Raw genomic sequence first — 25,493 nt, forward strand, 5'->3', positions numbered from 1 at the left:
ATGATTTACGAATTCAAGCTCCCGGACATCGGAGAAGGCCTCACCGAGGGAGAGGTCGTCAAATGGCACGTCAAGGAGGGGGACGCGGTCAAGGAGAACCAGCCCCTCTGCAACGTCCTCACCGACAAGGCCGAGGTGGAGATCCCCAGCCCCAAGAGCGGCAAGGTCGTCAAGCTCATGGCCCAGGCCGGCCAGAAGGTCAAGGTCAAGGAAAGCTTGGTTGCCTTTGAGGTGGATGCAAGCGAGTCAAAGCCTCAGGCCGGCACGGCTGCCGCCGCGCAGACTCCCAGCTCACCGGCCGCGCCCTCCGCGGGGGCCGCGGCCGTCAGCGCTACTCCCGCCGTGCGCAAGCTCGCCGCCGACCTCAAGGCGGACCTCTCCAAAATCGCCGGGACCGGCCCCGCAGGACGGATCACGCAAGAGGATGTGAGAAAGGCCAGCGGCGGCGGCGCGGCAACGGCAGCCGAGGAGCGGCTGCCGTTCATCGGCATCCGGCGCCGCACAGCCGAAAAAATGGCCCAGAGCTCGCGCACCGTGGCCCATGTCACCCACATGGACGAGGCGGACTTCACGGCACTGGCCGCCCTCCGCGAGGAGCTCAAGGCCCAGGCCGGGCAGAAAGGCGTGAAGCTCACCTACCTCCCCTTCATCCTGAGGGCCCTCGTGAAGACCTTGAAGGAGTTCCCGAACTTCAACGCGGTCCTGGACGAGGCCGGCGGGCACATCATCCGCAAACGCTACTACAACGTCGGGATCGCCACCTCGGCCGAGCAGGGCCTGGTCGTTCCCGTTCTCAAGGGCGTGGACGGCAAGGACCTTTGGACTTTGGCCGGGGAGATCAACGCTTTGGCCGAGAAGGTGCGGGCCGGGAAGGTCGAGGTCTCCGAGCTCCAGGGAGGGACCTTCACCGTGACCAATATCGGCCCCATCGGAGGCCTGTTCGCGACCCCCATCGTCAACCACCCGGAGGTCGCGATCCTGGGCGTCATGAAAATCCAGAAGCGCCCGGCGGTCCGCGACGGGCAGATCGCCGCCCGGGACATGGGGAACCTCGTGCTTTCCTTCGACCACCGCGTCATCGACGGGGCCGAGGCAGCGCAGTTCATGAACATGCTCGTCAAGCATCTGGAAAATCCGCGGACCCTCCTCTAACATGGCCCTCGAAACCGACGTTCTCGTCATCGGCGCAGGCCCGGGCGGCTATGTCGGCGCCATCAAGCTCGGCAAGCTCGGCAAAAAAGTCCTCCTCGTGGACAAGGACAAGCTCGGGGGGGAATGCCTCAACTACGGCTGCATCCCCTCCAAGGCCCTCATCCATTCCGCGGGCCAGCTCCACAAGGCCAAGAAGGCCCAGGGCCTCGGCCTGGAGGCCGGCGAGCTCCGCATGGATTGGGCCAAGGTCCAAGCCTGGAAAAGCGGGCTCGTCTCTGGCTTTAACCGGGGGATCGCAGGCTTGGCCAAGGGCAACGGCGTCAACGTCATGAGCGGGACCGCGCGCTTGACCGGCCCCCACGAGGCGGAAATCACCCAGCCCTCCGGGACCGAGGCCGTGCGCTTCGAGAAGGCCCTCATCGTGACCGGCTCCCGGCCCGTGTCCCTGCCGGGCTTCGAGTTCGACGGCAAGAGCATACTCAGCTCCAAGGAGGCCTTGGAGCTCTCCCAGGCCCCGGCAAGGCTCGCGGTGATCGGAGGAGGGGTGATCGGGCTTGAGATCGGCACCTTCTTCGCCAAACTGGGCTCCCAGGTGAGCGTGGTCGAGTTCATGCCCCAGCTCCTCCCCGGCATAGAGCCCGACTTCCTCATGCCGGTGAGCCGCCAGCTCGAGAGGCTCGGCGTGAAGGTATACCTCAAATCCAAGGCCAAGGGCTGGAAAGAGGCAAACAACGCCTTGTCCGTGACCATAGAGACCCCCGAGGGCGAGAAAACCCTCGAGGCCGATAAGATTCTGTTAAGCGTGGGCCGGGCTCCCGTCACCAAGGATTTGGGCCTGGAGGCCGCGGGGGTCGCCACCGACCCCAAGGGGCACATCAAGGTCAACGAGAGATACCAGACGAGCGCCGAGACGATTTACGCGGCCGGCGACGTGGTGGGCCCCCCGTATCTCGCGCACAAGGCCTCGCGGGAGGGGATTTTGGCGGCCCTGGCCATTTGCGGCTTCTCCGCGGAGGAGCGCGGCGCGATTCCCTGGGCCGTCTTCACCGATCCCGAGATCGCCTGCGTCGGCGAAACCGAAAGCGAGGCCAAGGCCCGAGGGGCCACAGTCCTGGTCGGGAGATTCCCCTTCTCGGCCTCCGGACGCGCCCAGGCCGTGCGCGAGCCCGAGGGCTTCGTCAAGGTCGTGGCGGAGGCCCAGTCCCACAAGATACTGGGGGCCGGCATCGTGGGGCCCAACGCCTCGGACCTGATCGGGGAGGCGTGCCTGGCCGTGAGGCTCGGCGCGACCGTCGAGGACGTGGCCTCGGCCATCCATCCCCATCCGACCTTGAGCGAGTCCTTCCAGGAGGCCGCCGAGGCCTGCCTCGGCCAAGCCATCCACATCCTAGCGCCCAAGGCCTAACCCCATGCTCGTGCGCGCGCTCGGGCTCAAGGACTACCGGGAAGCCTGGGCCCTTCAGAAGAGCCTGGTGGAGGAGAGGCGGCAGGGGAAGATCCCGGACACCTTGCTTCTCCTTGAGCACCCGCCTGTCTACACCCGGGGCGCCTCCTCCAAATCCCCGGCTCCGGCCTTTCTGCCCCACCCCCTGCATGAGGTCGAGCGGGGAGGCGACCTCACCTATCACGGCCCCGGGCAGCTGGTGGGATACCCCATCATCCACCTGGGCGAGCGCGCCCTCAAGGTCCGGACCTACCTGCGCTCGCTGGAGGCCGTGCTTATTGAGGCCTTGCGTCCATTAGAGATAGAGGCCGAGGCCTTGAGGGGATTTACCGGAGTCTGGGCCGGCCGCCGCAAGCTCGCCTCCATCGGAATCGCGGTGAAGGATCAGGTCGCCTACCATGGCTTTGCCTTGAACGTGAACTGCGATCTGGCCGCCTTCTCGGCCATCCATCCCTGCAATCTGGAGCCCGAGCAGATGACCTCGCTGGAGCGCCTCTGGGGGAGGCCCGCGGACTTTGGCGCCGTCCTAAGAAGAGTGGCGGAGGGCTTTCTCGAGGTCTTTTAGGAACGCCGCACGGTCGGAGACCGCGTGGTAGGCGGCGGCGCGCTCCACGCTCGAGAACAAAGTCAAAAAGCACCCGGCGCAAAAGCTCACTCCGTGGCGGTCGAGTACCGCCAAGACCTCGGGATGCTCCTTGATCAGCCGCCCGAGGGTTCTTTTTTTAAGGCCAGCCATTCAAAGGGCCCCTTCGCGAAATTCATGGCGAGCTTGACCGCCATGTCTATGTCGGATTTTCCGGCCGCCCCTTCCTGGAACAGCCGCTCTGCCTCGGCGGCGACGGCACCCATGACGCGCCGCCAAACCTCATCGGGCGGCAAGCGCGAGGCCGCGGGCAAAAGGGCGAGGGCTTTGGGATTTTCCCCTGTCGGCCGGCCCGCTTTATAAAGGTAGAAACCGGCCTCATTTTTCCGCCCCAAACAGCCCGCGGCAACCAGGCTTTCCTGGAGAGGGCTGGGGGCGAATCTCTCCGGCCGGTCCAGGGCCTGGTAAATGGCCTTGGTGATGGCGAGGTTCACGTCGAGTCCGATCAAATCCATGAGCTCGAAGGGCCCCATGGGGGTCTCGCCGATGGTCCGGCAGGCCTCGTCCAAGGCCGCGAATCCTCCGGCTTGGCAAGCCAAGCGCAGGGCTTCGAGATAAAATGGTCTCATGACACGGTTGACGATAAACCCGGGAGTGTCCTTGACCTCCACCGGGGTCTTTCTGAGCGCCGTCAAGGCGAAATCCCACGCCGCCTGGAACGCCTCGAGGCTCGTGCGGGGAGCGCGCGAGAGCTCGACCAATTTCATGACGAGGGGGGGATTGAAAAAATGCATGCCCAGGACCCGCTCAGGAGCGGCGGCGGCGGCGGCGATGGCGGCGACCGACAGGGAGGAGGTGTTGGTGGCGAGAATCGCCTGGGGGCAGATGAGGTCGAGCTCCTGGAAGACGCGGCGCTTGAGCCCCAAGTCCTCGCTCACAGCCTCGATGACGAGGTCGGCCCCCTCGAGCTCCCGGATCTCGGGGGAAAAGCCTATGGAGAAGAGCGCCCTCTGGCTCTGCAGCAAGGTGAGCTTGCCTTTCAAAACGGCCTGGTCGAGATTTTGCCGGATGCCCTCCCTGGCTTTCTCCAGGGCCACGGGATCGGCGTCGGATATCTTGACGGAGAAGCCGCTCTGGGCGCAGAGCTGGGCCAGGCCCGAACCCATGGTGCCGGCCCCGACCACGCCGACGCGCTGGATCATCCGGGGATGAAGGGTTCCTCGGACATCTTGTCCCGCTCGGGCCTCCAGGCCGGGACCTCGAGCCCGAACTCGGAGCACTTCTCCCCGATCTCCTTGGCGAAGGCCTGCCGGACCTCCTCGTTGTCGCGCTTCTTGAGCCCCAACCGCCGGTAAATCTTATTCTTGGGGGAATCGGCCCGGCCGAAAATGTTCATGGTGCGGGGGTACCATCGCTCCAAGGCCTCCTGGACCGGTCCCCGGGTCTTGGAATCGCCCGCCAAGGCCTTCACCCAGGAGTCGCCGTGGGCCATGTGCATGGCCTCTTCCTTGAAAATTCCCTCCATGCCGTCGCACCAAGGCTTGTAGGAGCAATCCAAGGAATCCTCGAGCTGGTGCCCGGCCCCGCGGTCCATGCAGAAATTGAACATGATGAAGTCATACCAGGTCTCGATCGGGTAATAGAAAATGTTGACCCTCTTGTCATCGGCGACCCGGGCGGTGCCGAGGTCCTTCTTGTCCACCCGCAGGTTGAAATTATGGCTGTTGTAATAGGCGTCCACGTCCACGCCCAAGCCCTCCAGGAGGCGGTACATGACGCGGGCGTGCCGCACCTCGTCCTTGACGATCTGCGAGACCTGCAAAGTCTCCTTGATGTCCGGGGACTTCATGATCCAGGGAACGTAGCCAAAGGCGCCGGCCAGCTCCGAGTCGGCCTGCATCATCATGAGGTGGGTTAAATGCCCGCGGTACTCCTCGGTCATCTCCGCCATGGTCTCGACCTTGCCGCCCCGGGCCAGCTTCTCGGCCAGGCGCTCCTCCTTGATCCTCTCTGGCTCTTTCATGTTCATTCCCCTTTGAACCTGGGCGCGCGCTTTTCCAAAAAAGCCGCCACGCCCTCTTGATGGTCCCGGCTCTTGCCCAAAATCTCCTGGAGCTGGGCCTCGTACTCCAGTTGCTCCTCGAATCCGTTTTGGAGAGATCGGTTCATGGCTCTCTTGGTGAGGGCCACCGACAAGGGCGGCGCCTGGGAAAGCTCCACCGCCATGGCCCGAGCGGCCTGCGGCAGCTCCTCGGGGGCCACGACCCGGTTCACCCAGCCGAAATGGAGGGCTTGCTCCGCCGTGATGGGCTTGGCGGTCCAGGCATATTCCAAAGCCAAGGACAGCCCCATATAGCGCGGCAGGAAATAAGTCATGCCGGAGTCCGGCACCAGCCCGACTTTGGAGAAGGCGTTGATAAAACTCGCTTTCTGGCTGCAAATCTTGACGTCGGCCGATAGGATGAGGCTTGCCCCGGCTCCCGCGGCCAGGCCGTTGACGGCTCCCACAACGGGCTTTTCCATGCGCCGGATCTGGAGGATGAGGGGGTTGAAATGGCTCCGAAGCTCGTCTCCCAAGGAAAAAGGCACCTCTTGCTGGCGCCTTTTCAAATCCCCGAGGTCGGCCCCGGCGCAAAAGGCCCGGCCGGCCGCGGTGAGAATCACGCAGCGCACCCCCTTGTCCTTCTCGGCCTTTTTAAGCCCGTCCAAAAGACCGCTCATCATGCCCAAGGTCAGGGCGTTGAGGACATCGGGCCGGTTCAAGGTGAAAGTCAAAACGCCCTCATCGAGGTCGGAAAGGAGCTCCGCATCCGTCGCGTTGGTCATTTACCGGTGAATTTGGGCGCGCGCTTCTCAAGAAACGCCCTCATCCCCTCCTTTTGGTCCTGGGTGTCGAAAAGGGAGTAGAAAAGCTGGCGCTCGAAGGCAAGTCCCGTGGCCAAATCCACGTCCAGGGCCTTGAGAACGGCCTCCTTGGCCGCGCGAACGGCCAGGGGGGGCTTGGCCGCGATCTCGAGGGCGAGCTTCCTGGCTTCATCAAGGAATGACTCGACCGGAACCACTCTATTGACAAGCCCCAAGGACAGGGCCTCGCGCGCGGACAACCGGCGCCCCGTCAGCACCATCTCCATGGCCAAGGGCTTGCCCACCACGCGGGTCAGGCGCTGGGTGCCGCCCGCCCCGGGAATAACCCCGATAGAGATCTCTGGCTGGCCGAACACCGCGGATTCGCTGGCCACGATCATGTCGCAGGCCATGGCCAGCTCAAGCCCTCCTCCCAGGCAAAACCCGCTCACCGCCGCCACGACGGGCTTGGAGCACTGGCCCACGCGGTCCCAACGCCCCAGATGGGGATCCCGGGCGAAGTCGGTGGAGCTCGCCTGGTCCATTTCCTTAATATCGGCTCCCGCGGCGAAAGCCTTGGCGCTCCCGGCCAGGACCAGGCAACGGATGGCGGGGGTTCTCTCCAAATCTTCCACGGCCTCGACCAGGCTCTCCATCACCGAATGGTTCAAGGCGTTCAAGGCCTCGGGGCGGTTGAAAGCGAGAACGGCCACGGGGCCGAACATCTCGACCAGCAGGTGCTTGACGCTCAATTGAGGTCTATCCATACGCTCTTGATCTGGGTGTAGAGGTCTATGGCGTACTGGCTTTTCTCACGGCCGTACCCGCTTTGCTTGACGCCGCCCCAGGGTGCTGCCGCGTCCACGAAATGGTAGCAGTTGACCCAGACCGTGCCAGCCTTCAGGGACTGGGCCAGGCGATGGGCTTTTTTCACGTCCTTGGTCCAGACCCCGGCCACGAGGCCGTAGCTCGTGTTATTGGCCCTTTGGACCGCCTCCTCGGCCCCTTCGAAGGGGATCACGGTGACGACGGGCCCGAAGATTTCCTCTTGGTATATCTTCATCTGATCGCTGACGCCCGAAAACACCGCGGGCTTGACGAAATAGCCCTTGCCCGGAACCGAGTCCCCGCCGCACAGGAGCTTGGCCCCTTCCTTTTGGCCGGACTCGATGTAGCCGAGGACCCGGGCCTTCTGCTCCTGAGAAACCAAAGGGCCCATCTGGGTCTTGGGGTCGATCCCCGGGCCTTGGCGCACGGTCTTGGCCCGCTCAACCAAGGCCGCGAGCATGGGCTCGTATTGGGACTTCTCGACGAAGACCCGGGAGCCCGCCGAGCAGCACTGGCCCTGGTTGTAGAAAATGCCCATGAACAGACCCTTGGCCGCGGCCTCCAGGTCGGCGTCGGCAAAAACGATGTTGGGGGATTTCCCGCCCAACTCGAGGGAGAGCTTCTTCAAGTTCCCGGCCGAGGCCTTGACGATCTCCCGGCCCACCTCGGTCGAGCCCGTGAACGTGACCTTGTCCACATCGGGGTGCGCGGCTAAAGCCGCCCCGGCCGTGGGCCCGAAGCCCGGCACGATGTTGACGACACCCGGCGGCAGCCCCGCCTCGAGCAGGAGCTCTCCGAGCCTCAGGGCCGAGAGGGGGGTTTGCTCGGCGGGTTTGAGAACCACGGCGTTGCCGCAGGCCAAGGCCGGGGCCAGGCGCTCCACGGCCATGAGGAGGGGAAAATTCCAGGGGATGATGGCTCCCACCACTCCCACCGGCTCGCGCGTCGTATAGTGGAAGAAGCGCGCGCCGGGAAAATACGGGACGCTCACCGGAATGGTCTCGCCGTGCATCTTGGTGGGCCAGCCCCCGAAGTAGCGCAGGAGCGAGACCGAGAGAGGGATGTCCCCGTTTTTGCTCTCCCGCACGGGCTTGCCGTTGTCCAAGGTCTCGAGCTGGGCCAGATCCTCGGCGTTCTTCTCCACGAGGTCCGCCGCGCGGTGGAGAAGCTTCTCGCGCTCGGCCGGGGTCATCTTGGACCAGGGCCCCTCCAGGGCCTTGCGCGCGGCTTTGACCGCCGCGTCCACGTCCGCCGAGCCGCCTTCAGAAACCCGGCCCAGGACCTCGCCCGTGGCCGGGTTCAAAGTCTCGAAAGCCCGGCCGGAGGCGGCCTCCACCCATTGCCCGTCTATGAGCAATTTATGCGTCTTTTTCGACAAAAATTCCATTGAATACCCCGAAAATCAGGAGTTTCAAAAGATACCATTACTCCGGCGGACTGTCAAACCGAGTCCCATAAGCGCCGCGTCGGCACCCCTAGGGTCTTTTCAGCGAGGATCGCGGCCACGCGCTTGCGCGGAATCGGCAAGACGACGAGGTCGCAGTAAAGCGCGTCGAATATCCTGCGCAGCTTCGCCAACTGAGGCTGGAAGCGGCCCTTTTCCAGGAGAGCCAACTGCCCTTGGGACACTCCCGCGCGGGCGGCGAACTGGCGCTGGGTCATGTGGAGTGCTACACGCAAGGTGCGCACCCACTGCCCCGGCTCCAAGCGCAGGGCGGCCGGCGGCGCAACCCCGGCAACCTGGAGCCGATTAAGCGCCCGCTTATGCGCTATGGGCACGCCGCTGAGCTTGGGCATGGGGTCTAGCGCTCCGGCCGGAGCGCTGCCTGGCATTGTATGTATTTTTGACTCGAAAAATCTAGTCAAAAATACAGGGAGGCGATGAGCACCACCCATAGGCCCTCCGGCCCAGGCGCGCTTGCCCCGTAGGACCCAGGCGGACAGGCAGCTTTTTCTTTAAACTATAAGTATGAAAAGAATTCTCAACTCCGCCCTGGCTTTTAGCTTCGCTTTCGCCGCGCCGGCCCTAGCCGCCGGGCCCCGAATCGGCATGCCCGAGCGCGTAGGCTCACTCTTAGGAAATATTGGGCTTGCGACCCTCCAGCATGGGGGGAATCTCATTACGGTAATGTCTCAAGTGAAAGAACTTTACTTTGAAGAGCAGCGTTCCATGCTTAGAGCCCTCAGCCCTCGCCGCATACTGCCTGAGACCAGATTTATCGATCTCCACCACCATGTTGCCCAAATCTACACCGCTGAAAAGGGCTACTCGAATTCGGAACGAGAGAAAATAGTCGCCGGCTTGGACGAGCTGCTTTTATTCGCGCGGGAAGATAAAAGCGCGAGGAACTGGCTGAGGCGCGTCACAAGCAGCGATAAAGCAAGAAATGAAGCCGCTTTGGAGATTTATCAGCACGCGGAAAGGATCGCCCTAGAGCTCGGCTTATTTGCGGACACTCCCGTCCGTCCAGGCCAGGACTCCACGAAGGGCGAAGCTCGTCTCCTGAGCCAGCGTTCCGTGGAGGATGCCGTGAAGCGCTACAGGAATCTCGCCGACAAAGAGGCCGTCCTGAGGGATCATCTAAAACGCGGCGGCAGCAGGTATTGGAGGGACCCCCATCCCTTCATCGCCGCCGAGGGCCTGACCGACCTCGACCGCGCGTCGCAAGCCCTGGACGTGGTGCTTGGCGAGGAGGCGGAGCTCGCGAGAAAATTCCCAGGCATCGCCGCGGCCGCCGCTTCCCGTCGGATAATGCCCTGAAGGCCTAACCGGACCTAGGTCCCTAGACTTTGTTTTTTTAGGTCCAAGGACCCTCCTTGCTTTTTCGCCAAAGGAATATCTTTGGCGCATGAAGACAATAAAACTCGCCTCGACCTTCGTCCTTCTCGCCGCTGCCGGCGCCGCCTCGGCGGCTCCGGACAGGATGTTCGACTTAAGCCGCCTCACCCAGGGCTCGCTCCGGGAGGCTCCGGCGGTCAACGGAGCCTCCCGGTCCGAGCTCCAGGAGAGGATGCTCTCGTGCCTCGATTTCATCCGCAGCGTCTTCAAGGCCGGCTACGCCCCGGCCGGCTGGAAGGCCCGCTACGCGGGCTGGAGCCTCGACCGGGAGATCGCCAAGGCCAAGGCCGAGGTCCGGGCCGACAAAAAGCTCGGCCTCAAGGGCTTCCAGGCCATCGTCCAGCGCCTCATCAACTCGACCCAGGACTACCACGTGAGCGCCTCGTTCTCCCATTCCGAGGCGGCATCGCTTCCCTTCAAGGTTCTGGAAAGCGGCGGCCGGTTCTACATCGTCTGGATAGACCGCAGCAAGCTCCCGGAAAGCTCTTTCCCCTTCCAAGCGGGGGACGAGTTGGTTGAATTCGGCGGGCGCAGAACCGCGGACGTGGTCAAGACCCTGCAGGCTTCGATGGGCAAGGGCGCGGAGCTCACCGATAAGACCTTGGCCGCGCTTCGCCTGACCTTGCGCATGGCGGCCGCCGGGATGGACGTGCCCAAGGACGCGGTCACCATCATGGTGCGCCGGGGCCAGACGGGGGAGATCGCCACCCACCAGCTGGCCTGGGACTACACCCCGGAATCGGTCCTCTTCGAGCCGGCCCGCAAGCTCGTCTCGAGCTCGCCCTTCTGGGCCCGCAGCGACGATATGCTCTCCCCGATCTATCGGCAAATGCTCGAGGCCGGAAATCCCTTCGGCGTGGGCAAGCGCAGGAGCTTCGTCCCCGACCTGGGGGAGAAGATCTGGGAGAGCCTCGACACAGCGCCCTTCCACGCCTACATTTACCGCTCGCCCGAGGGCCGCTCCATCGGCTATGTGAGAATTCCCTCCTACATGCCCGAGGACGCGGACGCCTCCGTCAAGTACTTCGGACAGCTCATGGCCAAGTTCGACCGCACCACGGACGCCTTGGTCATAGACCAGGTGAGTAACCCGGGCGGGGGCATCTTCTACCTTTACGCTTTGGCCTCCACCCTCTCCTCGGGCAAAGCCTTGACGACCCCGCACCACCGCGTCGCTATCACCCAGTCCGACGCGGCCCAAGCCGCGGAATTCCTCCAACTCGACGGCCGCATCACCGATGACGAGGACGCGCGCAAGGTCCTGGGCCCAAGCTTGAACGGCTATCCCGTGAGCTACCAGGTCTTCCGCTTCATCATCGAATATTCGCGCTTCATCGTCTCGGAGTGGAACAGCGGCCGCAGGCCGACCGCCCCCACTCACCTCTACGGGGTGGACGAAATCAATCCATCGCAGAATCCCTACACCAAGCCCATCCTGGTCCTCATCAACGAGCTCGACTTCTCCGGAGGGGACTTCTTCCCGGCCATCCTCCAGGACAACAAGAGAGCCAAATTCCTGGGGACCCGGACGGCCGGGGCGGGGGGCTTCGTGCAGCAGGTCCAGTACCCCAATCTCCTGGGAATCGAGGGCTTCTCGGTGACCGGCTCCATCGCGGAGCGGGCCGACGGCAACCCCATCGAGAACTTGGGGGTCAAGCCCGACATCGAGTACGCCATGACGGCGGCGGACTTCGCAAACGGCCTCAAAGACTACGTCAAGGCCGTCAATCAGGCCGTAGGCGGGCTCGCCAAATAGCCTCCAATATGTGAAAATAGGGCTTCATGCAGGCTTTCCGCCGCTTGAAGCCTTATTTGGAGCCCCATTACGGGCGCTTTTTCCAGGCCTGCCTGGTCATGACCGCCGTGGCCCTCCTCAATCTGGCCATGGTTTGGGTGCTCAAGCCCGCCGTAGACTACGTATTCATCCAGAAAGAGACGGGCATGCTTTACGGCGTGGCGGCCCTCATCCCCGCCATCTTCTTCCTCAAAATGGTCTTCACCTACACCCAAAGCTACCTCATGAGCTATTTGGGCCAAAAGATCACGCAGAATATCCGGGAGGACCTGTTCCGGCACCTCCACGAGCTCTCCATGGACTTCTACTGGAAAAGCAAGAGCGGAGAGATCATGGCCCGGCTCACCAACGACATGACGAGCCTCCAGAGCGGCCTGCAATTCGCGCCCCTCTACCTCATCCGCGACAGCCTGACAGTCCTGGTACTTGTCGGATGGATGTTCCACGTCCATTGGAAGTTCGCGCTCACAGCCCTCGTCGCCATCCCCTTGGCCGGCTCGGTCCTGGCGATTTTGGGCAAGAAACTGCGCTCGGCAAGCCGGCGCAGCCAGGAAATCATGGGGGAGATCTACCACCGATTCCAGGAAAGCCTGCAGGGAATACTCGTGGTCAAGGCCTTCCACTACGAGGAGGGCGCCATCCGCAAGTTCAAGGAGGAGAACGACTCCTTCTTCCACCAGATGATGCGCTATTTCCGCGCGACCGCGCTCTCGGGGCCCCTCATGGAATTCCTAGGCTCCCTGGTAATGTCGGCCGTGGTCTACCAGGGAGGCAAGGAAATCATCGCGGGACATCTGACCCCTGGGGCCTTCTTCACCTTCCTCGGATCCTTCTTCGCGGCCTACGCCCCCATCAAGAACCTGGCCCAGCTCAACGCCACCTTGCAGATGGCCTTGGCCTCCTGCGACAGGATATTCGCCATCCTGGACGAAAAGCCCACGGTCGAGGAAAGCCCCAATCCGCTCTCGCTCGACAAGATCGAGTCTGGCATTGAGTTTGAGAACGTCTCCTTCCGCTATCCGGGAAGGGAAAACTGGGCCTTGAGAAACGTCAGCCTCAAGATCGCCGCGGGCTCGGTCCTGGCCGTGGCGGGCCCGAGCGGCTCCGGAAAGACCACTATGGTGCACCTTCTCCTCAGGCTTTTCGATCCCCAAGAGGGCCGTATCCTCATCAACGGCAAGGACATCCGAGGCTACTCCATCTCCAGCCTGCGCCGGCGCATTGGCCTGGTGACCCAGGAGACCGTGCTCTTCAACGACACGGTCGCCGGGAACGTGGCCGTAGGCAAGCCCGAGGCCGCCCTCGGGGACATTCAGCGGGCCCTCGAGGTGGCCGACGCCAAGGAATTCATCGCCCAGATGCCCCAGGGCTTGGATACGCCCCTGGGAGACCGCGCTTTGCGCCTTTCGGGGGGGCAGAGGCAGCGCCTGGCCATCGCGCGCGCCGTGCTCAAGGATCCGAGCCTCCTCATCTTGGACGAGGCCACCTCGAACCTGGACGCCTCTAGCGAAAGAAGCGTCCAGGAGGCCCTGGAGAAGCTATTCCCCGGGCGGACCGTGCTCATCATTGCCCACCGCCTCTCCACGCTCCATAAAGCCGAACGCATCGCGGTCATCCACCACGGAGAGGTCAAGGAGTCCGGGACCCACTCGGAGCTCTTGGAGCTCGGCGGCCTTTACGCCACGCTCTACAAATTCCAGCAGATCGCCTGATGAAGGCCGTCGTCTTCGACATGGACGGGGTCATGGTGGACAGCGAGCGGGAATGGCGCCGACAGGAGGGGCCTTTCTTGAAGAGGCTCATCCCGGCCTGGCGCTCCGAGGACTTGGCCAAGATCACCGGCTTCGGGGTTGAAGACCTCCACCGCTGGCTGGTCAAGGAATACGGCCTCATGGAAAGCCCGGGGCGCTTCGCCGAGCTCTGCCGAGCCGTCGCCGAGGACATTTACCGCAATAGAACCAGGCTGGAGACTGGGTTGCCCGGCTTCTTCATCAGGCTCGAGGAGGCCGGAATTCCCATGGGGCTAGCCTCGTCATCACCTCGCGCCTGGATCGATCTCGTTCTCGAGCGCTTCAAGCTCGCGCGCTATTTCCGGGCCGTGACGAGCGCCGACGACGTGGAGGGCGAGGGCAAGCCCTCCCCGCGCATCCACCTCAAAGCGGCCGGCCTTTTGGGCGTCGACCCTCGGGACTGCGTGGCCATCGAGGACTCCTTCGTAGGGGTCCGCGCCGCCAAAAAGGCGGGGATGTTCTGCGTGGGGTTTCGTAACGGCTACAACCAGGACCAGGATCTATCCGCGGCCGACGCCGAAATCTCAAGCTTTTCAGGGCTCAAGCCCGGCGAGCTGGCGCGAAAGCTCCGCCTGGCCCGCGACGAAGGCCCGCCAAGCTAAGAGCAGGCGCTCGCGCTCGCGCGCCGACAGGCGCGGCTTGAAAACCCTTTCCGGCCGAGGCCGGCCCTCCCTCCAAGGGCGGCCGGCCGCGCGCGCGGCCAACTCGGCGGCCCCCAAGGCCGTGGCCTCGCTTTGGCCCAATCGCTCCACGGGCAGGCCCAAGAGGTCGGCTTGGGCCTGCATGAGGTGCGAAATCCGGGAGAGCCCGCCGGAGGTCCGCAGGGGCCCCAGTCTGAATCCTCCCCTTCTTACGACCGAGGCGATGTCGCAAACGAGGAAGGCCACCGACTCCACCGCGGCCCGGACCAAATCCGGGCCGCGCGTGCGCGATGTGAGCCCCGCGAAGGCGCTTTGAGTCTTGTAATCCCAGCGCGGCGCCCCGAGGCCTCCGATGGCGGGAAGGGCCCAAACCCTCTCCTTGGACTCCCGGCAAAGCCTGTCCGCGGAGCTTACGTCCCTGAGAAGCCCAAGCCCCGCCAGCCAATCGAGGCAGGCCCCGGCCGCGTGCACCGTGCCTTCCTGGAAAAAATAAGGAGCCTCACCCGCAGCACCCGCGCCGACCGAGGTCAAAAGCCCGGGCAGGCGCCGGAAACTCGCACCCGTGTTGTAAAGTAAAAAAGCCCCGGTCCCGTAGTTGGCGAGAAACGACCCGGGAGCCCGCGCCCCCAAGCCCAAGGCCGCGGCCTGCTGGTCTCCCGCGCAGGCGAGGATGGCCAGGCGCCGCCCCCGGCGCGTCATGAACCCCCAGCTGCCGGCCGATGGGCGGATTTCCGGCATGACCGCCCGCGGGATCTTGAAGATATCCAGCATGAAGCCGTCCCAATCCATGCTTGAGAGATTCATGAGCAAGGTGCGCTGGGCCAAGGTGGGGTCGGCCGCGAAAACCTCGCCCCCGGTCCAGCGCCAGATAAGATAGCTTCCCACGGGCCCCGCCATGAGGCGGCCGGCATCAAGGGCCTTGCGCGCGGCCGGGGTATGGTCCAGGAGCCAGCGTATCTTGGGGGCGGAGTAGTAAGGGGTGAGGTAAAGCCCGGTCCGTTCATGAACCTCTTCTTGATGCCGGCCCAAGCTCTCCACAAGCGGCGCGGCCCTGCCGTCCTGCCAGCTCGGGGCCCGCGCCAAGGCCTTTCCCGTCTCCCGGTCCCAGAGAATGATGGTCGAGCGTTGACAGGCCAAGCCCAAGCCTATAATCTCTCGAGAGGAGGGGATTTGGGCCAGGACCGCGTCCAAGGCTTTCTCTTGGCTTGCCGCGATGCCCCCGGCCTCGTGCTCGGCCCAGCCCGGGCGGGGATAGCGGATCTTGAGGGGAACCTGGGCCTGGGCCGCGACCCCGCCGCGCTCGTCAACCGCCAAGGCACGGGAACTGGAGGAGCCCTGGTCCAAAGCGATGACAAGGGGGCTCTTCTGGCGGCTCAAAGGGGCTGAACCTTGATTTCCCAGGCCTCGGTCTTCTCGCCCAGCTCTTCGAGCTGTGCCTTGAGGTTCAAGTCGAGCTCGGGGTCGGACATCAGCTGCTCCACCTTGGGGGCCGAGGGCGCCAAGATCCGCTCGTAGAGCCCTGCCTTCTTGATGAGCTCGAGGACCTTCTTCTTGTCCGAAAAACTCCACCTCGCATTCGATGTGGAGGACAGCTGGTATCGCTGGCCGAAGGCTCGAACATAGCCCTTCTCTTCGAGAAGGGCTATGATCTTCTCTTGCAGTCGAGCTCTCTCTTCTTCCAATTCCGCGCTTTTTTGGGAGAGCTCTCCATACCGATCGATAAGACTTCCAAGACTCTCCTCCGAGGCCGGCCGTCCCCGGGGCAAAGCCGGCTCCGTTCCGGGAAACTGGTGTTTGAAAATCGGGCAAAGCGGCTTATAGTCGCACCAATAGCACTTCTTTTCCTCCGGCTTGGGCGTGAATGCGCCTTCCGATATGGCTTCTGCGGCGGAGACGATGCGCTCCCTCAGGGCGGCCACCAAGCCCTCCTGGTGTCGCTCCACCGACTGCTCCTTGAGGGTGGGCAGATGGTAGAAGACCAGGCGCGCCACGGGCAGGCCCAGGAGCGCCTCGCAGGCCATCTGGTACATGGTGAGCTGGGCGTCCGCCTGAACCCTGTCCTTGGCTAGGGCCTTGCCCGTCTTGTAGTCTAGGATGGAGAGGCTACCGTCGGCCAGTTTATCTATGCGGTCCACCTTGCCGGTGACAGGAACGCCCGACACCTCCAGGTTGAACTGGTACTCCACGAAAAAGGGAAGCTTAAAGTCCCGGACGTGCTTGTTGTAGAACTGGGTGAGTATCTGCTTGCCGTCATCGAAATACTCGGACTCCTGGACCTGATCCCGGTAGCCGGCCGAGAGCCAATGCTCCTTGTAATAGGCGAGCAGCTCCTCCAGGCTCGGGGGAGGAAGGGTCTTTACCCCGTAGAAGAACTCCAGGGCCTGGTGCACGCTCGAGCCGAAGGAAAAGAAGTGCCGGGGCTTCTCCGGGATGTTGTCTATGTACTTGAACTTGTATTTCTGCGGACATTCGCCGTACATCGTGAGGGAGGAATGGGACAGCGGCCGCGGCAATTTAATCTTGGGCATGTGGCGTTACCGGGCGGTATTTTACCATAACGCCGTCGAGCAGTTTCGTCGCGACAAACAGCTCCGGGCCCTCGAGGAGGGCAAAATGCTACGCTAACAACATGGCTGCGAACGGTCTGATGGCGGATCGAACATGCTTTCGTATCGGCGAAGACCTCTATCGGATGGATCAATCGATCCAGGTGCGGGGTCGCGACGCGGGCTACGATGCGACAGGCCCTTATTGGGTAGTAGGCTATATACGGGTCTTAGCCGGCAGGGTGAGCTTCCTCGTGGACAATCAGCTTGTCGAAGCGCCCGGCCGTTCATTCGTGATGGTCCTCCCCCCGCGCTCCGTCGTCTCCGCTGTGCTCCGGGGAGCCAAGACCCTCAACTCGGCGGCCTTTTCGCGGGCTCAAACTCCGGACGCGATGCCTAAGGCGCCGGTGGCGTTCCCGCTGACGACATTTGGCCCGGTGCGCTCCAGGACTGACGTGAGCAGAATCTTGAGGCATATGAAAGAGCCGGTGAACATTAGCCGCTGCAGCAAGCCTCACCCTTTGTCCAAGGAGCTGAAGGATCGTCTGGAATCGACATTTCACGAGCCCCGATCGCTTTCGGGACTGTCAGAGGAGCTTGGGACCTCCGCCGCAATGCTTTCCCGCCTGTTCCGACGTGACTGGGGGAAACCGCCCGTTCAATTCCGGAATTGGCTCCGTATCACTGAGTCCTTCCGCCATCTAGCCGAACAAAAGGCAATCACTGAAACCGCGTTCGAGGCAGGATTCAACGACCTGTCGAGATTCCACAAACAGTTCAGAAGGACGATCGGCTTCACTCCACGGACAATCCAAACAAAGTCAAAAAACGCCAAGACAGCCTGACTCGCAAGTCATAGAGTCGGTTCATGGATACCCTAAAAATTGTTCTCACCGTTTGGAGCGTTGTCGGACTTCTCGGCACGTTGGCGACCTGGATCCGCCTAGACCGAGAATCGCGCAACGATGCTGGTGCTCGCCGCTCCTTTGCGGCGAGCCTCTCTTACGCTATTTTCACGGGTCTTTCAGCCCAGAACGTGTTCCCGAGCCCCCACGTCCCAGCTTGGTGGGCTTGGTCGATCGCGCCGTTGGGAATTCTGATCATGACCTTAGGACAAGGTTTATGCTGGTGGGCCAAGAAGAGCCTCGGGGGGGGATTCTCGGTGTGTCTAGCTCCTAGGAATAGAGTCTTGATTTCGGGTGGTCCCTATAGAATCTGTCGCCATCCGATGGCGCTTGGATTCTTGATGAATTGGCTCGGAACCACCATGGTTCTCTGCAGCCCGACGATGCTCCTTGCCTTCGGAGTCGTTTCGATCGTGCTCATGCAGCGAATCGCTCTTGAAGAGGCAGCCCTCAGGCTGGCCTTCGGCGATGAATACCTACGCTACAGAGAGAGGGTGCCACTGATCGCGCCCTGCAGGGACGCAGAGTGCGAGGCGGAACTTGATCGAGCGATGCGAATTCTGGAGCGAGCCAGGTAGCCGACTGGCGATCTCAGCGCAGGCCATCGAGATCGACTGCTAGCCTGCAGCGATGGATCGGCTGCTAGGCGGCCTTCAGGTCCCCATTGTCGCGGAAGCTAAAGCAGCCCGAGCCCGAGACGACGAGGTGGTCGAGGAGGGGAATGCCCATCAGCTCCCCGCAGCGCGCCAGGCGCCTGGTGGCGTCCTTGTCCTCTAAGGAGGGGGAACAGTCCCCGGAGGGATGGTTGTGGACCACGATCAAGGCCGCGGCCGCATGGGCCACGGCCGGGGCGAAGATTTCACGGGGATGGACGAGGCTCGCGGACAACGTCCCAACGGAGACGATCTCGCTGTGGAGGAGCTGGTGCCTGGCGTTGAGATAGAACGCGAGGAAGTGCTCCTTTCTCGCGGATTTGACGAAGCTCGGCACCTGAGCCAGGACCCCGGCAGGGGTGTCGAGAACCGGGCGCGTGTCCTGGGGGCTGCCCCGAGCCTGCCTGCGCCCGAGCTCGAGGCCCGCGACCAGGCTCGCGGCCCGGCTCGGGCCCACCCCCTTGAACCTCTTAAGGCTCTGGTAGCCGGCCTGGGCCAGGCCTTGCGGGTAGGCTTTGAGCAGGGACTGGGCGAGCTCGAGCACTCCGTGGCCGCCGTAGCCCGTGCGCAGGACGAGGGCCAAAAGCTCGGGCTCCGCCAAGGCCTCGGGGTTCAAGCGCTCAAGCCTCTCCCGAGGCCGCTCCACCGGGTGCAGGTCCTTGAGGGACATCATGGCTCACTCGATAGAGAGGGCCACCTTCTTGAGGGTCTCCAAAGGCGGGCTCCCGATCAGGAAAAACCGGGCCTTGGGAAGGGACCATGAGAGCATGACACCCTCCGGGGTCGAGACCCACAAGGCCCAGCCCCGGCCGAGCTTGGTCCTCTGCGCGGGCCGGGCTCCGAATTGCCAACGCACCCGGGCCGGTCCCTGGAACAAAGAGAGGGCGCGGGTCCCGTCGGAGTAGCGCCAATGAACGACTTTTTTGCGCCCCTGAGGCAGAACCGCGAAGCCCTCGAAGCCGTAGCCCGGAGGAAGCCAGCGGGGAGTTCGGGCATCCAGGCCGCTTTGCTCTCGAGCGGCCTGGAGCGCGTCCGCGCTCGGGGCAGGCGCCCTTGGCGCGGGCTCGGCCAGGGCCAAGGCCGGGCTCAAGGCCATGCAAATCGCTAAAACTCCCGCGAGCGTTCTCATTTGACCAAGGCGCGGGCGTACTCCCCGTGCGCCTTCAAAAGGGCGTCCACGGGAACCTCGACCGGGGCCTCGAGGTAATAGAATCCAGCTCCCAGGACCGCGGCGGCGCAGGCCAAGGCCGCCGCTCCGCCGCGAACCGCAAGGCTCCGGCGCCAAAGGGCGAAAAGTCCGCGCTCCGGCCGCGTCCGCTCCGAGCGCGCCGCGGCCAACAACTCCCGGTGCAAATCCTCGGGCATCTCCGGCGTCGGCAAGAAGCTCAAGGCCTTCTTGGTGAATGCCTCCAAGCCGGGGTCGTGCTCACTTTCCATGCATGTCCTCCCTTTTTACGGCCGCAACCTCTCCGATCTCTTCCATGATCCGCCTTTTGAAGGCCTTGCGCGCCCGGCAGAGGCGGGAGCGCACCGTACCGGCCGGGCAATCCAGCACCTCCGAAATCTGGTCGTAGCTCAAGCCCTGAATGTCGCTCAAGGTGAGCACGGCTTTTTGCTCAAGGGACAAAGACTCCATGGCCGCCAGGACCTGCTCCCTCAATTCCTGGCGCTCCAGGCTCTCCAAGACGTCGCCCTCGGCCGCGTCGCACAAAGTCTCGGAAAGGCGCAGGCCCTCCTCGGCGCCGTAGCCGGAAAGGGGAGCGTCCATGGAGACCGAATGGCGCGAGTCGAACCTCTTGATCTTGTCGTAGTAGACATGGCGCAGTATGGTGAGGAACCAATTCTCGAGGGGCTGGCCGTCGCGGTAGCTCCCCCAGCCGCGCAGGACTTTGAAGAACGACTCCTGGAGGAGCTCTCTGGCCTCGTCGTCGTTGCCGCAGAGATGGTAGGCGAACTGGTAGCCCCGGGGCGAGTACTGCTCGATCAGGCGCTCAAGCATGGCGTTTCCTACCTACTATACGACGGACCCCCCGAAAAAGTTCCATCCCCGTCGAGAGCCGACGACCCGATTGTAACAAATAATTAACGGCCCCGTAATCGCCTTGTAACACTTTTTGCCGATAATGGGGCTATGACATCCCCGACCAAGCCGCTCTGGGAAGACCTGGCCCTCCCCAAGACCGAGCCCCAACTCCAGGCCCAGGCTATGCCCCAGTCCATGCCGGCTTCCTACCTCACCCACGAGCTCCGGGCCCCAGTGACCGCGATCCGCCTGGGCCTCGAGATACTCCTAGAGCAGGTGGCGGAGCGCCTCCAGGGGGAGGAAAAGCAGATTTTATCCTTGGCGATTCGAAACACGGCCCGCCTCGAGAGCCTGGTCAACGACATCCTCGACTACTCCAAGATCGCCGCCGGAAAGATGGCGCTCGAGAAACGGCCCTGCGACGCCCGCGCCCTTCTTTCCGAGACGGCGGCCAGCCTGCAGTCCATGGCCACCGCGCGGGGAGTCAAGCTTTTAAAGGAGGAGGGGGGGGAGCCCCTTCCCCGCGTTTCGGCGGAACCTCGGCGGGTGGTCCAGATACTGACCAATCTCATCTCCAACGGGATCAAGTTCACCTCGCCGCGCGGCCGGGTCGCCGTCTCGGCCAAGAAGGGGGAATTCGAGCACGAAGGCACCGTGGTTTTCCGGGTCAAGGACGCGGGACCCGGCATTCCGGCCCAGAATCTGAAGAGCATTTTCGAGGCCTTCACCCAGGTCCCGGGGACTCCAAGCGCCGCCGGGGGAACGGGCCTCGGCCTGGCGCTCTCCAAGCGCATGGTAGAGCTGCACGGCGGCCAGATTTGGGCCGAGAGCTGGCCCGGGGCGGGGGGGGCGAGCTTCTACTTCACCATCCCCATCGTCCCCGAGGACATGGGGCGCAAGATCACGCCTTACCCCGAACCCGTCCAATACTCGGGCCTCTTGGTGCGCGTCTCCCGGCGGATCAGCGCGTTCCTGGCGCTGTTCGTGTAGAAGAAGGGCCCTTAGAGCCCGTTAAAACAGTTCGGCGCTGGGATGGGAGATGCGGTTCATGGCGCGGATCATCCCGGCCCAGCGCCGGCGGGCCTCCTGCAGCTCGGCCCTGCAATACCCGAGATTGGCCTCCCATTGGCGGCGCATGTCCTCGGACCACTGGTGCTTTTGCCGCCGGTAGTCGAGCTTGGCCTGGTGATAGCGAGCCATCGCGAGCTCCAGACGCTCCCGTCCCGAACGCAGGCGGGGCTGTATCCTGCCCCACATCTTCCCCGATGCGCCCACGGCGGCCAGGCGCGCCTCCACGTGACGCACCTGCACCTCGAGCCGGGCCTTCAAAATCAGGGACTCGGGGGTGCGCTTTAGGCGTCGCACCTGGCCCAGTACGCGCATGGCATGGAGCCACCACTTGGTAAGGTCGAACTGGTACCAGCGGATGCCGTTGCGGTAGTCGGCCTGGAACTTGTGGTGGAAGTTGTGGTAGCCCTCCCCGAAGGTGAGGGGGCCCAGCCACCAATTGTCCCGGGCAGAGTTGGTGACGGCATAGGGCCTGCTCCCGCAGAGATGGGCCAGGGAGTTGATGAAGAAGGTCATATGGTGCACCACCACCACGCGCAAAAAGCCTCCCCAGAGGAGCCCGCCCACGGGCCGGCCCTGCACCAGACCGATATAGGTGGGCAAGGCAAAGGTCGCGGCCACCACGAGGAAAAGATACCAGCGGTCCTGCCAGAGCACGAGGGGATCCTTGAGCAGATCGGGCACGTTGCGGTACTTGTCGTGCAACCGGCGGGTGTCCTTGTAGAAGATCCAGCCCATATGGGCGTAGAAGCCGCCCCTCAAGATGTTGTACGGATCCTCTTTTTTGTCCACGAAGCGATGGTGGATGCGGTGATCCGAGGCCCAGTTGAGCACGGAATTCTCGGCCGCGGCCGCGCCAAAAACCAGGTAGAAGAGCTGCAAAAGCCTGCTGCACTCATAGGATTTGTGAGCGTAATACCTATGGTAGCCCCCGGTCACGGCCACGCCGGTCAGGAGGTACATGACGAAAAAATTGGCCAGCTCGAGCTTGGTGATACCGTGGTGGCAAACGTACCAAGACGTGCCCAAGAGCGCCACTAGGGGCGTCAACGTCAAGAACGCGATGTTCCCGTAGTTCAAAGGCTGTTTTGTTTTTAACATTTGATGACAGTATACTGTATAATGTGAATTCGGTGACAGTTACTTAATTTTTCGGAATTAAGTAACTGTCACCGAGTTCACACCGAACACCATGAACCAAGCCAAGAAGCTGTCATACGTTCTCTTTAGCCTCCTCATCCCGCTCACGGTCTATTTCCGCCTGGGCACGGCCTTGCTGGCGGGGCTTTTCTCCTACATGATCCTGGACCTCACCCACCGAAGGATCACGGTGCGCCTGCCCAAGCTCGTCAAACGCTGGATTTCCCTCTTCATATTCCTCGTGACCGCCACCGGGATCAGCTGGCTGTTCTGGTTTTTCTGGAAGCTCGCAATGACCCGGACTCCCGATATCATGGCCTCCCTTGTCCCGCGCGTGGGCGAGCTCTCGACGCGCTACGGCCTCGACCTGCCCTTCGAGAATCTGGACGAATTCCGGGCGGCAATCCTGACCGGGGTCAAGGAGAACGCCAGGGCGATCACACAAACCTCGAGCCTGCTCACCAAGGGTTTCTTCCAGGTCCTGGTGGGAACCATGGTCGCGATCCTGTACTTCATGAGCGGCGACTCTGGCCCCGACTACAAACCGAATCTCTTCGACGAACTCCGCCGCGAATTCAACGAGCGCATCCGCCTCTTCATGCTGAGCTTCGAGAAGCTTTTCGGGGCTCAGATCCTGATCTCCCTCATCAACACAAGCCTCACCGCGATCTTCCTCCTCGTCCTCAACATGCCCTACGCCCTATTCCTGGTGCTCTCGACCTTCATTTTCGGGGCGATCCCCATCATCGGGAACATCATCAGCAACGCCATCATCGTGGGAACGGCCCTCACGGTCTCGCCCAGGCACGCCGCCTTCGCCTTGGTTTTCCTAGTCTTGATCCACAAGGGCGAATACATCTTGAACAGCCGCATCATCGGCTCGAGCTTGAAGACTCCCATGTGGCAGACCTTGCTGGGAATTTTGGTGGGGGAGGCCGTGATGGGGCTGCCGGGGGTCATCCTGGCCCCCGCCCTTCTGCACTACCTGCGCGGCGAGATGCGCTCCATTCCCATTCCCGCGGAGGCCGCGGGGACAACCAACCTGCGGTAGACCTCGGCGCCGTTTTTGAGCTCGGGATCGTTGCTCGGCGCCTCCTTGAGCCTCTCCAGGAACTCCGGCTCCCAATCGCAGTTCTCCCGGCTGAGCTCCCGGGCCAGCTCCATGGCGCGGTGGGCGTACTTGAGGTTTTGCACCGCTTCTAGGCCCGCGATGTCCGAAAAAAACCAGCCGCAGCTCGTGTACATGAGAAGCGCCTGGCGCTGCATCTCGAGCAGTAGTCTCGCGCGGCGCTTGCGCTCATTCGAGAACGAAAATAGGCCTTTCAGGCGAGGCTTGAGGAAGTCCTCGAAGGAGGACTTCTCCAGCAGGACCTCGATGTAATCATTCCTGGCCTGCCAGGGATCTTGGAAAATGACCTCCGCCTCAGCCTGGTAGAGGCCGGCGAGGCGGTCCCCAAGCCAGTCAAGGGACTCGCGCAGGGGGGCGCGCCACTTCTGAGCCTGCCCGGGCTGGGCCCCGCAGCCGCAGTCCTCCATCCAACGCCCCAGGCCGTGGGAGCAGCTCCACGCCGTCCCCAGCCTCTGCGGCCCCTTCTTGATCTCCGCCTCCCAGCGCGGGTGGTGCGCGGCCAGGAAATACCCAAAATTGACCGCCGTCAAGCCGTGGGCCGACAGCTCCCTCTTGAACAGGTGAGCCAAGCCCATTTCCGCGAACTTTTCATGGTGACCGTAGGTCTCCCCGTCGGTGCATAGGGTCACGAGCTGGTCGGCGTGGGGATGGGGGTCGAAGACCTCCGCGACTTTCTTGGCGCAGTGCGCGGCGTCGGCCATGAGCTTCTCGAAGGCCACGCCCTGGGAGAGGGCCCCATGATAGAAAAATATGTCGATATGGCGGCCCCGATCGGCCGGGTCGAACCAGCGGTAGGGATGGCGGGCGTCGATCCCTCCCGATGAAACGTCCTCCCACGGCCCATCGGCGTGCCGCGCGCGCTGGGCCTGGAAGGGGGAAAGAATCGCATATTTCATCCCGCAGTCTATGAGCAGGCGCAGGACCTCGTCGTCGCAGGCGGTCTCGGGAAGCCACAGGGCCTCGGCCTTGCGCCCGAAATGATGCTCGAAATCCGCCAGGCCCCAAAGAACCTGGGTCAGACGGTCCTCTTCATTGCAAAGGGGAAGGATCGCGTGATTGTAGGCCTGGGCTATGGCGTTTCCGTGGCCCTCGAGCCTCTTGGCGCTTTCGCGGTCGGCCTCCAGGATTTTCTGGTAGGCTTCGGGGAAGGCCTTCTCCAGCCAGGAGAGCAAGGTCGGGCCGAAATTGAAGCTGAGGGATGAGTAATTATTGACTTCGTGAAGGACTTCCCGCCCGGAATCCGACATTCTCGCCCGTCCGTTGGGGATATAGCACTCCCGGGCGATGCGGGCGTTCCAGTCGTGGTCCTCGCCGGCCGAGGACTGGCGCTCGACCAGCCCGGTCCAGGGATTCTCGCGCGGCGGCTGGTAGAAATGGCCGTGAATGCAGACGAATTTCTTCGAATGAAGGGACATGGCGCTTTTATAGTTTAGCTCAAGCGCCCGGCCCGCGCAAGCGCCGGGCCTTTGGGCCCGGGCTATTTCTGCCCTTTGGGCCTATTCTCTAACCGGCGCGAATTTCAGAAAATATACATTCATGAGGAATGCCCCGCGGTTAGCGGTCTTGCTTCTCTGCGCGACGCAGGCGCGGGCCGTCAAGCCGGTGTCTCAAAATACCGGCTTCCGGCCTATCCTGGAAACGCTGGTTCCCAGAGCGGCCTCTTCGCCGGCCAAGCCCGAGGCGCCCGCTTCTCCTCAAGCTCCCCCGAAGCATAGAGCTCTGGAGCGCGTGGCTGAACTAGCCTCCCGGACCCAAGCTCAATTTACGCCTCCTCCGCCCGCGCCGAGCGCTCCTCCGGAGCAAGCCGCGGCGCAAGAGAGCGCCCGCTTCGACGAGGCCCGGCCCGCGCCTCCCGAGGCGAGCCGGCCCCAACCCCCGGTCGCGCAAATGGTCCAACTGGGGCACCACAACGTGTACACCGTGGACAACACCCAGACCACGATCAACAACGTCACGACCATCAACAACACCCCGGTCGGCCGCGTCCCGTTTGATGGAGAAAAAGCAAAAAGCGTAACCTTTGGTTGAGGAAATCAAAAGAGGCCAGCTTGAACTGGCCCACCAAGGAGGTTACGCTCAAATGAAGAATAGCAAAGAGGTGGTCACCCAGGGA

Annotated in this window: 27 protein-coding genes; 12 read left to right on the plus strand and 15 right to left on the minus strand. The window is 63.1% G+C overall.

The annotated features are described in order from the left end of the window. From HY921_12410 to lipB, 3 genes are read left to right on the plus strand one after another with little or no spacing between them, the layout of a single operon-like run. Positions 1-1,152, plus strand: coding sequence for a 2-oxo acid dehydrogenase subunit E2 (locus HY921_12410; protein MBI5631672.1), 1,152 nt, complete (start codon positions 1-3; stop codon positions 1,150-1,152). A gap of 1 nt (position 1,153) precedes the next feature. Beyond that, complete coding sequence (lpdA, locus tag HY921_12415) at positions 1,154-2,557, plus strand: dihydrolipoyl dehydrogenase (GenBank protein ID MBI5631673.1); 1,404 nt, start codon at positions 1,154-1,156, stop codon at positions 2,555-2,557. 4 nt (positions 2,558-2,561) lie between these two features. After that, on the plus strand, positions 2,562-3,161 hold the full coding sequence (gene lipB / locus HY921_12420; GenBank protein ID MBI5631674.1) for a lipoyl(octanoyl) transferase LipB: 600 nt from the start codon (positions 2,562-2,564) through the stop codon (positions 3,159-3,161). On the opposite strand, the gene HY921_12425 is transcribed toward lipB, so the two are convergent. From HY921_12425 to HY921_12455, 7 genes are read right to left on the minus strand one after another with little or no spacing between them, the layout of a single operon-like run. After that, positions 3,123-3,332 (minus strand): hypothetical protein, encoded by a 210-nt coding sequence (locus tag HY921_12425; protein MBI5631675.1) that lies wholly within the window; start codon positions 3,330-3,332, stop codon positions 3,123-3,125. The genes lipB and HY921_12425 overlap by 39 nt on opposite strands. Further along, positions 3,296-4,381 carry a 3-hydroxybutyryl-CoA dehydrogenase gene (locus tag HY921_12430; protein MBI5631676.1) on the minus strand — a complete coding sequence of 362 codons (1,086 nt, stop codon included), beginning with the start codon at positions 4,379-4,381 and terminating at the stop codon, positions 3,296-3,298. The genes HY921_12425 and HY921_12430 overlap by 37 nt, the downstream gene beginning before the upstream one ends. Next, a complete protein-coding gene (locus HY921_12435) occupies positions 4,378-5,202 on the minus strand; it encodes a phenylacetate-CoA oxygenase subunit PaaI (protein ID MBI5631677.1) in 825 nt (274 codons plus the stop codon). The genes HY921_12430 and HY921_12435 overlap by 4 nt, the downstream gene beginning before the upstream one ends. A 2-nt stretch (positions 5,203-5,204) precedes the next feature. Further along, positions 5,205-6,005: an enoyl-CoA hydratase/isomerase family protein gene (locus tag HY921_12440; GenBank protein ID MBI5631678.1), complete on the minus strand. Its 801-nt coding sequence runs from the start codon at positions 6,003-6,005 to the stop codon at positions 5,205-5,207. Next, entirely contained in the window at positions 6,002-6,790 is a 789-nt protein-coding gene (locus tag HY921_12445) for an enoyl-CoA hydratase/isomerase family protein (protein MBI5631679.1), read from the minus strand. Before HY921_12445 ends, HY921_12440 begins: the two co-directional genes overlap by 4 nt. Further along, positions 6,772-8,238 carry an aldehyde dehydrogenase family protein gene (locus HY921_12450; GenBank protein ID MBI5631680.1) on the minus strand — a complete coding sequence of 489 codons (1,467 nt, stop codon included), beginning with the start codon at positions 8,236-8,238 and terminating at the stop codon, positions 6,772-6,774. Before HY921_12450 ends, HY921_12445 begins: the two co-directional genes overlap by 19 nt. A gap of 53 nt (positions 8,239-8,291) precedes the next feature. Continuing rightward, positions 8,292-8,684, minus strand: a complete 393-nt coding sequence (locus HY921_12455; protein ID MBI5631681.1) for a helix-turn-helix transcriptional regulator — start codon at positions 8,682-8,684, stop codon at positions 8,292-8,294. Positions 8,685-8,820: 136 nt separating this feature from the next. Between HY921_12455 and HY921_12460 the strand changes: the two genes are divergently transcribed. From HY921_12460 to HY921_12475, 4 genes are all read left to right on the plus strand, one after another. Beyond that, the gene (locus HY921_12460; GenBank protein MBI5631682.1) at positions 8,821-9,612 is read left to right on the plus strand and encodes a hypothetical protein; all 792 of its coding nucleotides are present in this window, start codon (positions 8,821-8,823) and stop codon (positions 9,610-9,612) included. An 88-nt stretch (positions 9,613-9,700) separates the two neighbouring features. Then, a complete protein-coding gene (locus tag HY921_12465) occupies positions 9,701-11,446 on the plus strand; it encodes a protease-like activity factor CPAF (GenBank protein ID MBI5631683.1) in 1,746 nt (581 codons plus the stop codon). Positions 11,447-11,472: 26 nt separating this feature from the next. Then, positions 11,473-13,197, plus strand: coding sequence for an ABC transporter ATP-binding protein (locus HY921_12470; protein ID MBI5631684.1), 1,725 nt, complete (start codon positions 11,473-11,475; stop codon positions 13,195-13,197). Beyond that, the gene (locus HY921_12475; protein MBI5631685.1) at positions 13,197-13,877 is read left to right on the plus strand and encodes an HAD-IA family hydrolase; all 681 of its coding nucleotides are present in this window, start codon (positions 13,197-13,199) and stop codon (positions 13,875-13,877) included. The genes HY921_12470 and HY921_12475 overlap by 1 nt, the downstream gene beginning before the upstream one ends. On the opposite strand, the gene HY921_12480 is transcribed toward HY921_12475, so the two are convergent. Together HY921_12480 and HY921_12485 are read right to left on the minus strand one after the other, a co-directional pair. After that, positions 13,809-15,293, minus strand: coding sequence for a glycerol kinase (locus HY921_12480; GenBank protein MBI5631686.1), 1,485 nt, complete (start codon positions 15,291-15,293; stop codon positions 13,809-13,811). The genes HY921_12475 and HY921_12480 overlap by 69 nt on opposite strands. Beyond that, the gene (locus HY921_12485; GenBank protein MBI5631687.1) at positions 15,290-16,444 is read right to left on the minus strand and encodes a PD-(D/E)XK nuclease family protein; all 1,155 of its coding nucleotides are present in this window, start codon (positions 16,442-16,444) and stop codon (positions 15,290-15,292) included. Before HY921_12485 ends, HY921_12480 begins: the two co-directional genes overlap by 4 nt. 101 nt (positions 16,445-16,545) lie before the next feature. Between HY921_12485 and HY921_12490 the strand changes: the two genes are divergently transcribed. Both HY921_12490 and HY921_12495 read left to right on the plus strand, forming a co-directional pair. Beyond that, positions 16,546-17,307: a helix-turn-helix transcriptional regulator gene (locus HY921_12490; GenBank protein ID MBI5631688.1), complete on the plus strand. Its 762-nt coding sequence runs from the start codon at positions 16,546-16,548 to the stop codon at positions 17,305-17,307. A 23-nt stretch (positions 17,308-17,330) separates the two neighbouring features. Further along, complete coding sequence (locus tag HY921_12495) at positions 17,331-17,945, plus strand: isoprenylcysteine carboxylmethyltransferase family protein (protein MBI5631689.1); 615 nt, start codon at positions 17,331-17,333, stop codon at positions 17,943-17,945. 64 nt (positions 17,946-18,009) lie between these two features. Here HY921_12495 and radC read toward each other — a convergent pair whose 3' ends face one another. From radC to HY921_12515, 4 genes are read right to left on the minus strand one after another with little or no spacing between them, the layout of a single operon-like run. Further along, positions 18,010-18,693 (minus strand): DNA repair protein RadC, encoded by a 684-nt coding sequence (gene radC / locus HY921_12500; GenBank protein ID MBI5631690.1) that lies wholly within the window; start codon positions 18,691-18,693, stop codon positions 18,010-18,012. Positions 18,694-18,696: 3 nt separating this feature from the next. Beyond that, complete coding sequence (locus HY921_12505; GenBank protein ID MBI5631691.1) at positions 18,697-19,149, minus strand: hypothetical protein; 453 nt, start codon at positions 19,147-19,149, stop codon at positions 18,697-18,699. Continuing rightward, complete coding sequence (locus tag HY921_12510) at positions 19,146-19,457, minus strand: hypothetical protein (GenBank protein ID MBI5631692.1); 312 nt, start codon at positions 19,455-19,457, stop codon at positions 19,146-19,148. The genes HY921_12505 and HY921_12510 overlap by 4 nt, the downstream gene beginning before the upstream one ends. Then, positions 19,447-20,019, minus strand: coding sequence for an RNA polymerase sigma factor (locus HY921_12515; GenBank protein MBI5631693.1), 573 nt, complete (start codon positions 20,017-20,019; stop codon positions 19,447-19,449). Before HY921_12515 ends, HY921_12510 begins: the two co-directional genes overlap by 11 nt. 132 nt (positions 20,020-20,151) lie before the next feature. On the opposite strand from HY921_12515, the gene HY921_12520 reads away from it, so the two are divergent. Continuing rightward, positions 20,152-21,033 carry a HAMP domain-containing histidine kinase gene (locus HY921_12520; GenBank protein MBI5631694.1) on the plus strand — a complete coding sequence of 294 codons (882 nt, stop codon included), beginning with the start codon at positions 20,152-20,154 and terminating at the stop codon, positions 21,031-21,033. A gap of 21 nt (positions 21,034-21,054) precedes the next feature. Here HY921_12520 and HY921_12525 read toward each other — a convergent pair whose 3' ends face one another. Next, a complete protein-coding gene (locus tag HY921_12525; protein ID MBI5631695.1) occupies positions 21,055-22,212 on the minus strand; it encodes a fatty acid desaturase in 1,158 nt (385 codons plus the stop codon). Positions 22,213-22,303: 91 nt separating this feature from the next. Between HY921_12525 and HY921_12530 the strand changes: the two genes are divergently transcribed. Then, entirely contained in the window at positions 22,304-23,302 is a 999-nt protein-coding gene (locus tag HY921_12530; protein MBI5631696.1) for an AI-2E family transporter, read from the plus strand. Here HY921_12530 and HY921_12535 read toward each other — a convergent pair. Continuing rightward, entirely contained in the window at positions 23,233-24,795 is a 1,563-nt protein-coding gene (locus HY921_12535; protein MBI5631697.1) for a DUF3536 domain-containing protein, read from the minus strand. The genes HY921_12530 and HY921_12535 overlap by 70 nt on opposite strands. Positions 24,796-24,916: 121 nt before the next feature. Between HY921_12535 and HY921_12540 the strand changes: the two genes are divergently transcribed. Beyond that, positions 24,917-25,408 carry a hypothetical protein gene (locus HY921_12540; protein ID MBI5631698.1) on the plus strand — a complete coding sequence of 164 codons (492 nt, stop codon included), beginning with the start codon at positions 24,917-24,919 and terminating at the stop codon, positions 25,406-25,408. Positions 25,409-25,493: the final 85 nt, after the last annotated feature.

The organism is Elusimicrobiota bacterium, from assembly GCA_016218575.1.
GTDB lineage: Bacteria > Elusimicrobiota > Elusimicrobia > UBA1565 > UBA9628 > JACRDN01.

Excerpts from the sequence above, each read along its gene's own strand:
- HY921_12490 (MBI5631688.1), top strand. The coding sequence starts at position 16,546 with ATGGCTGCGAACGGTCTGATGGCGGATCGAACATGCTTTCGTATCGGC.
- HY921_12460 (MBI5631682.1), top strand. The coding sequence starts at position 8,821 with ATGAAAAGAATTCTCAACTCCGCCCTGGCTTTTAGCTTCGCTTTCGCC.
- HY921_12535 (MBI5631697.1), bottom strand. The coding sequence starts at position 24,795 with ATGTCCCTTCATTCGAAGAAATTCGTCTGCATTCACGGCCATTTCTAC.
- HY921_12495 (MBI5631689.1), top strand. The coding sequence starts at position 17,331 with ATGGATACCCTAAAAATTGTTCTCACCGTTTGGAGCGTTGTCGGACTT.
- HY921_12510 (MBI5631692.1), bottom strand. The coding sequence starts at position 19,457 with ATGGAAAGTGAGCACGACCCCGGCTTGGAGGCATTCACCAAGAAGGCC.
- lpdA (MBI5631673.1), top strand. The coding sequence starts at position 1,154 with ATGGCCCTCGAAACCGACGTTCTCGTCATCGGCGCAGGCCCGGGCGGC.
- HY921_12505 (MBI5631691.1), bottom strand. The coding sequence starts at position 19,149 with ATGAGAACGCTCGCGGGAGTTTTAGCGATTTGCATGGCCTTGAGCCCG.
- HY921_12520 (MBI5631694.1), top strand. The coding sequence starts at position 20,152 with ATGACATCCCCGACCAAGCCGCTCTGGGAAGACCTGGCCCTCCCCAAG.
- HY921_12445 (MBI5631679.1), bottom strand. The coding sequence starts at position 6,790 with ATGGATAGACCTCAATTGAGCGTCAAGCACCTGCTGGTCGAGATGTTC.
- HY921_12540 (MBI5631698.1), top strand. The coding sequence starts at position 24,917 with ATGAGGAATGCCCCGCGGTTAGCGGTCTTGCTTCTCTGCGCGACGCAG.
- HY921_12410 (MBI5631672.1), top strand. The coding sequence starts at position 1 with ATGATTTACGAATTCAAGCTCCCGGACATCGGAGAAGGCCTCACCGAG.
- HY921_12430 (MBI5631676.1), bottom strand. The coding sequence starts at position 4,381 with ATGATCCAGCGCGTCGGCGTGGTCGGGGCCGGCACCATGGGTTCGGGC.
- HY921_12525 (MBI5631695.1), bottom strand. The coding sequence starts at position 22,212 with ATGTTAAAAACAAAACAGCCTTTGAACTACGGGAACATCGCGTTCTTG.
- HY921_12455 (MBI5631681.1), bottom strand. The coding sequence starts at position 8,684 with ATGCCAGGCAGCGCTCCGGCCGGAGCGCTAGACCCCATGCCCAAGCTC.
- HY921_12425 (MBI5631675.1), bottom strand. The coding sequence starts at position 3,332 with ATGGCTGGCCTTAAAAAAAGAACCCTCGGGCGGCTGATCAAGGAGCAT.
- HY921_12435 (MBI5631677.1), bottom strand. The coding sequence starts at position 5,202 with ATGAAAGAGCCAGAGAGGATCAAGGAGGAGCGCCTGGCCGAGAAGCTG.
- radC (MBI5631690.1), bottom strand. The coding sequence starts at position 18,693 with ATGATGTCCCTCAAGGACCTGCACCCGGTGGAGCGGCCTCGGGAGAGG.
- HY921_12475 (MBI5631685.1), top strand. The coding sequence starts at position 13,197 with ATGAAGGCCGTCGTCTTCGACATGGACGGGGTCATGGTGGACAGCGAG.
- HY921_12465 (MBI5631683.1), top strand. The coding sequence starts at position 9,701 with ATGAAGACAATAAAACTCGCCTCGACCTTCGTCCTTCTCGCCGCTGCC.
- lipB (MBI5631674.1), top strand. The coding sequence starts at position 2,562 with ATGCTCGTGCGCGCGCTCGGGCTCAAGGACTACCGGGAAGCCTGGGCC.
- HY921_12485 (MBI5631687.1), bottom strand. The coding sequence starts at position 16,444 with ATGCCCAAGATTAAATTGCCGCGGCCGCTGTCCCATTCCTCCCTCACG.
- HY921_12530 (MBI5631696.1), top strand. The coding sequence starts at position 22,304 with ATGAACCAAGCCAAGAAGCTGTCATACGTTCTCTTTAGCCTCCTCATC.
- HY921_12515 (MBI5631693.1), bottom strand. The coding sequence starts at position 20,019 with ATGCTTGAGCGCCTGATCGAGCAGTACTCGCCCCGGGGCTACCAGTTC.
- HY921_12450 (MBI5631680.1), bottom strand. The coding sequence starts at position 8,238 with ATGGAATTTTTGTCGAAAAAGACGCATAAATTGCTCATAGACGGGCAA.
- HY921_12470 (MBI5631684.1), top strand. The coding sequence starts at position 11,473 with ATGCAGGCTTTCCGCCGCTTGAAGCCTTATTTGGAGCCCCATTACGGG.
- HY921_12440 (MBI5631678.1), bottom strand. The coding sequence starts at position 6,005 with ATGACCAACGCGACGGATGCGGAGCTCCTTTCCGACCTCGATGAGGGC.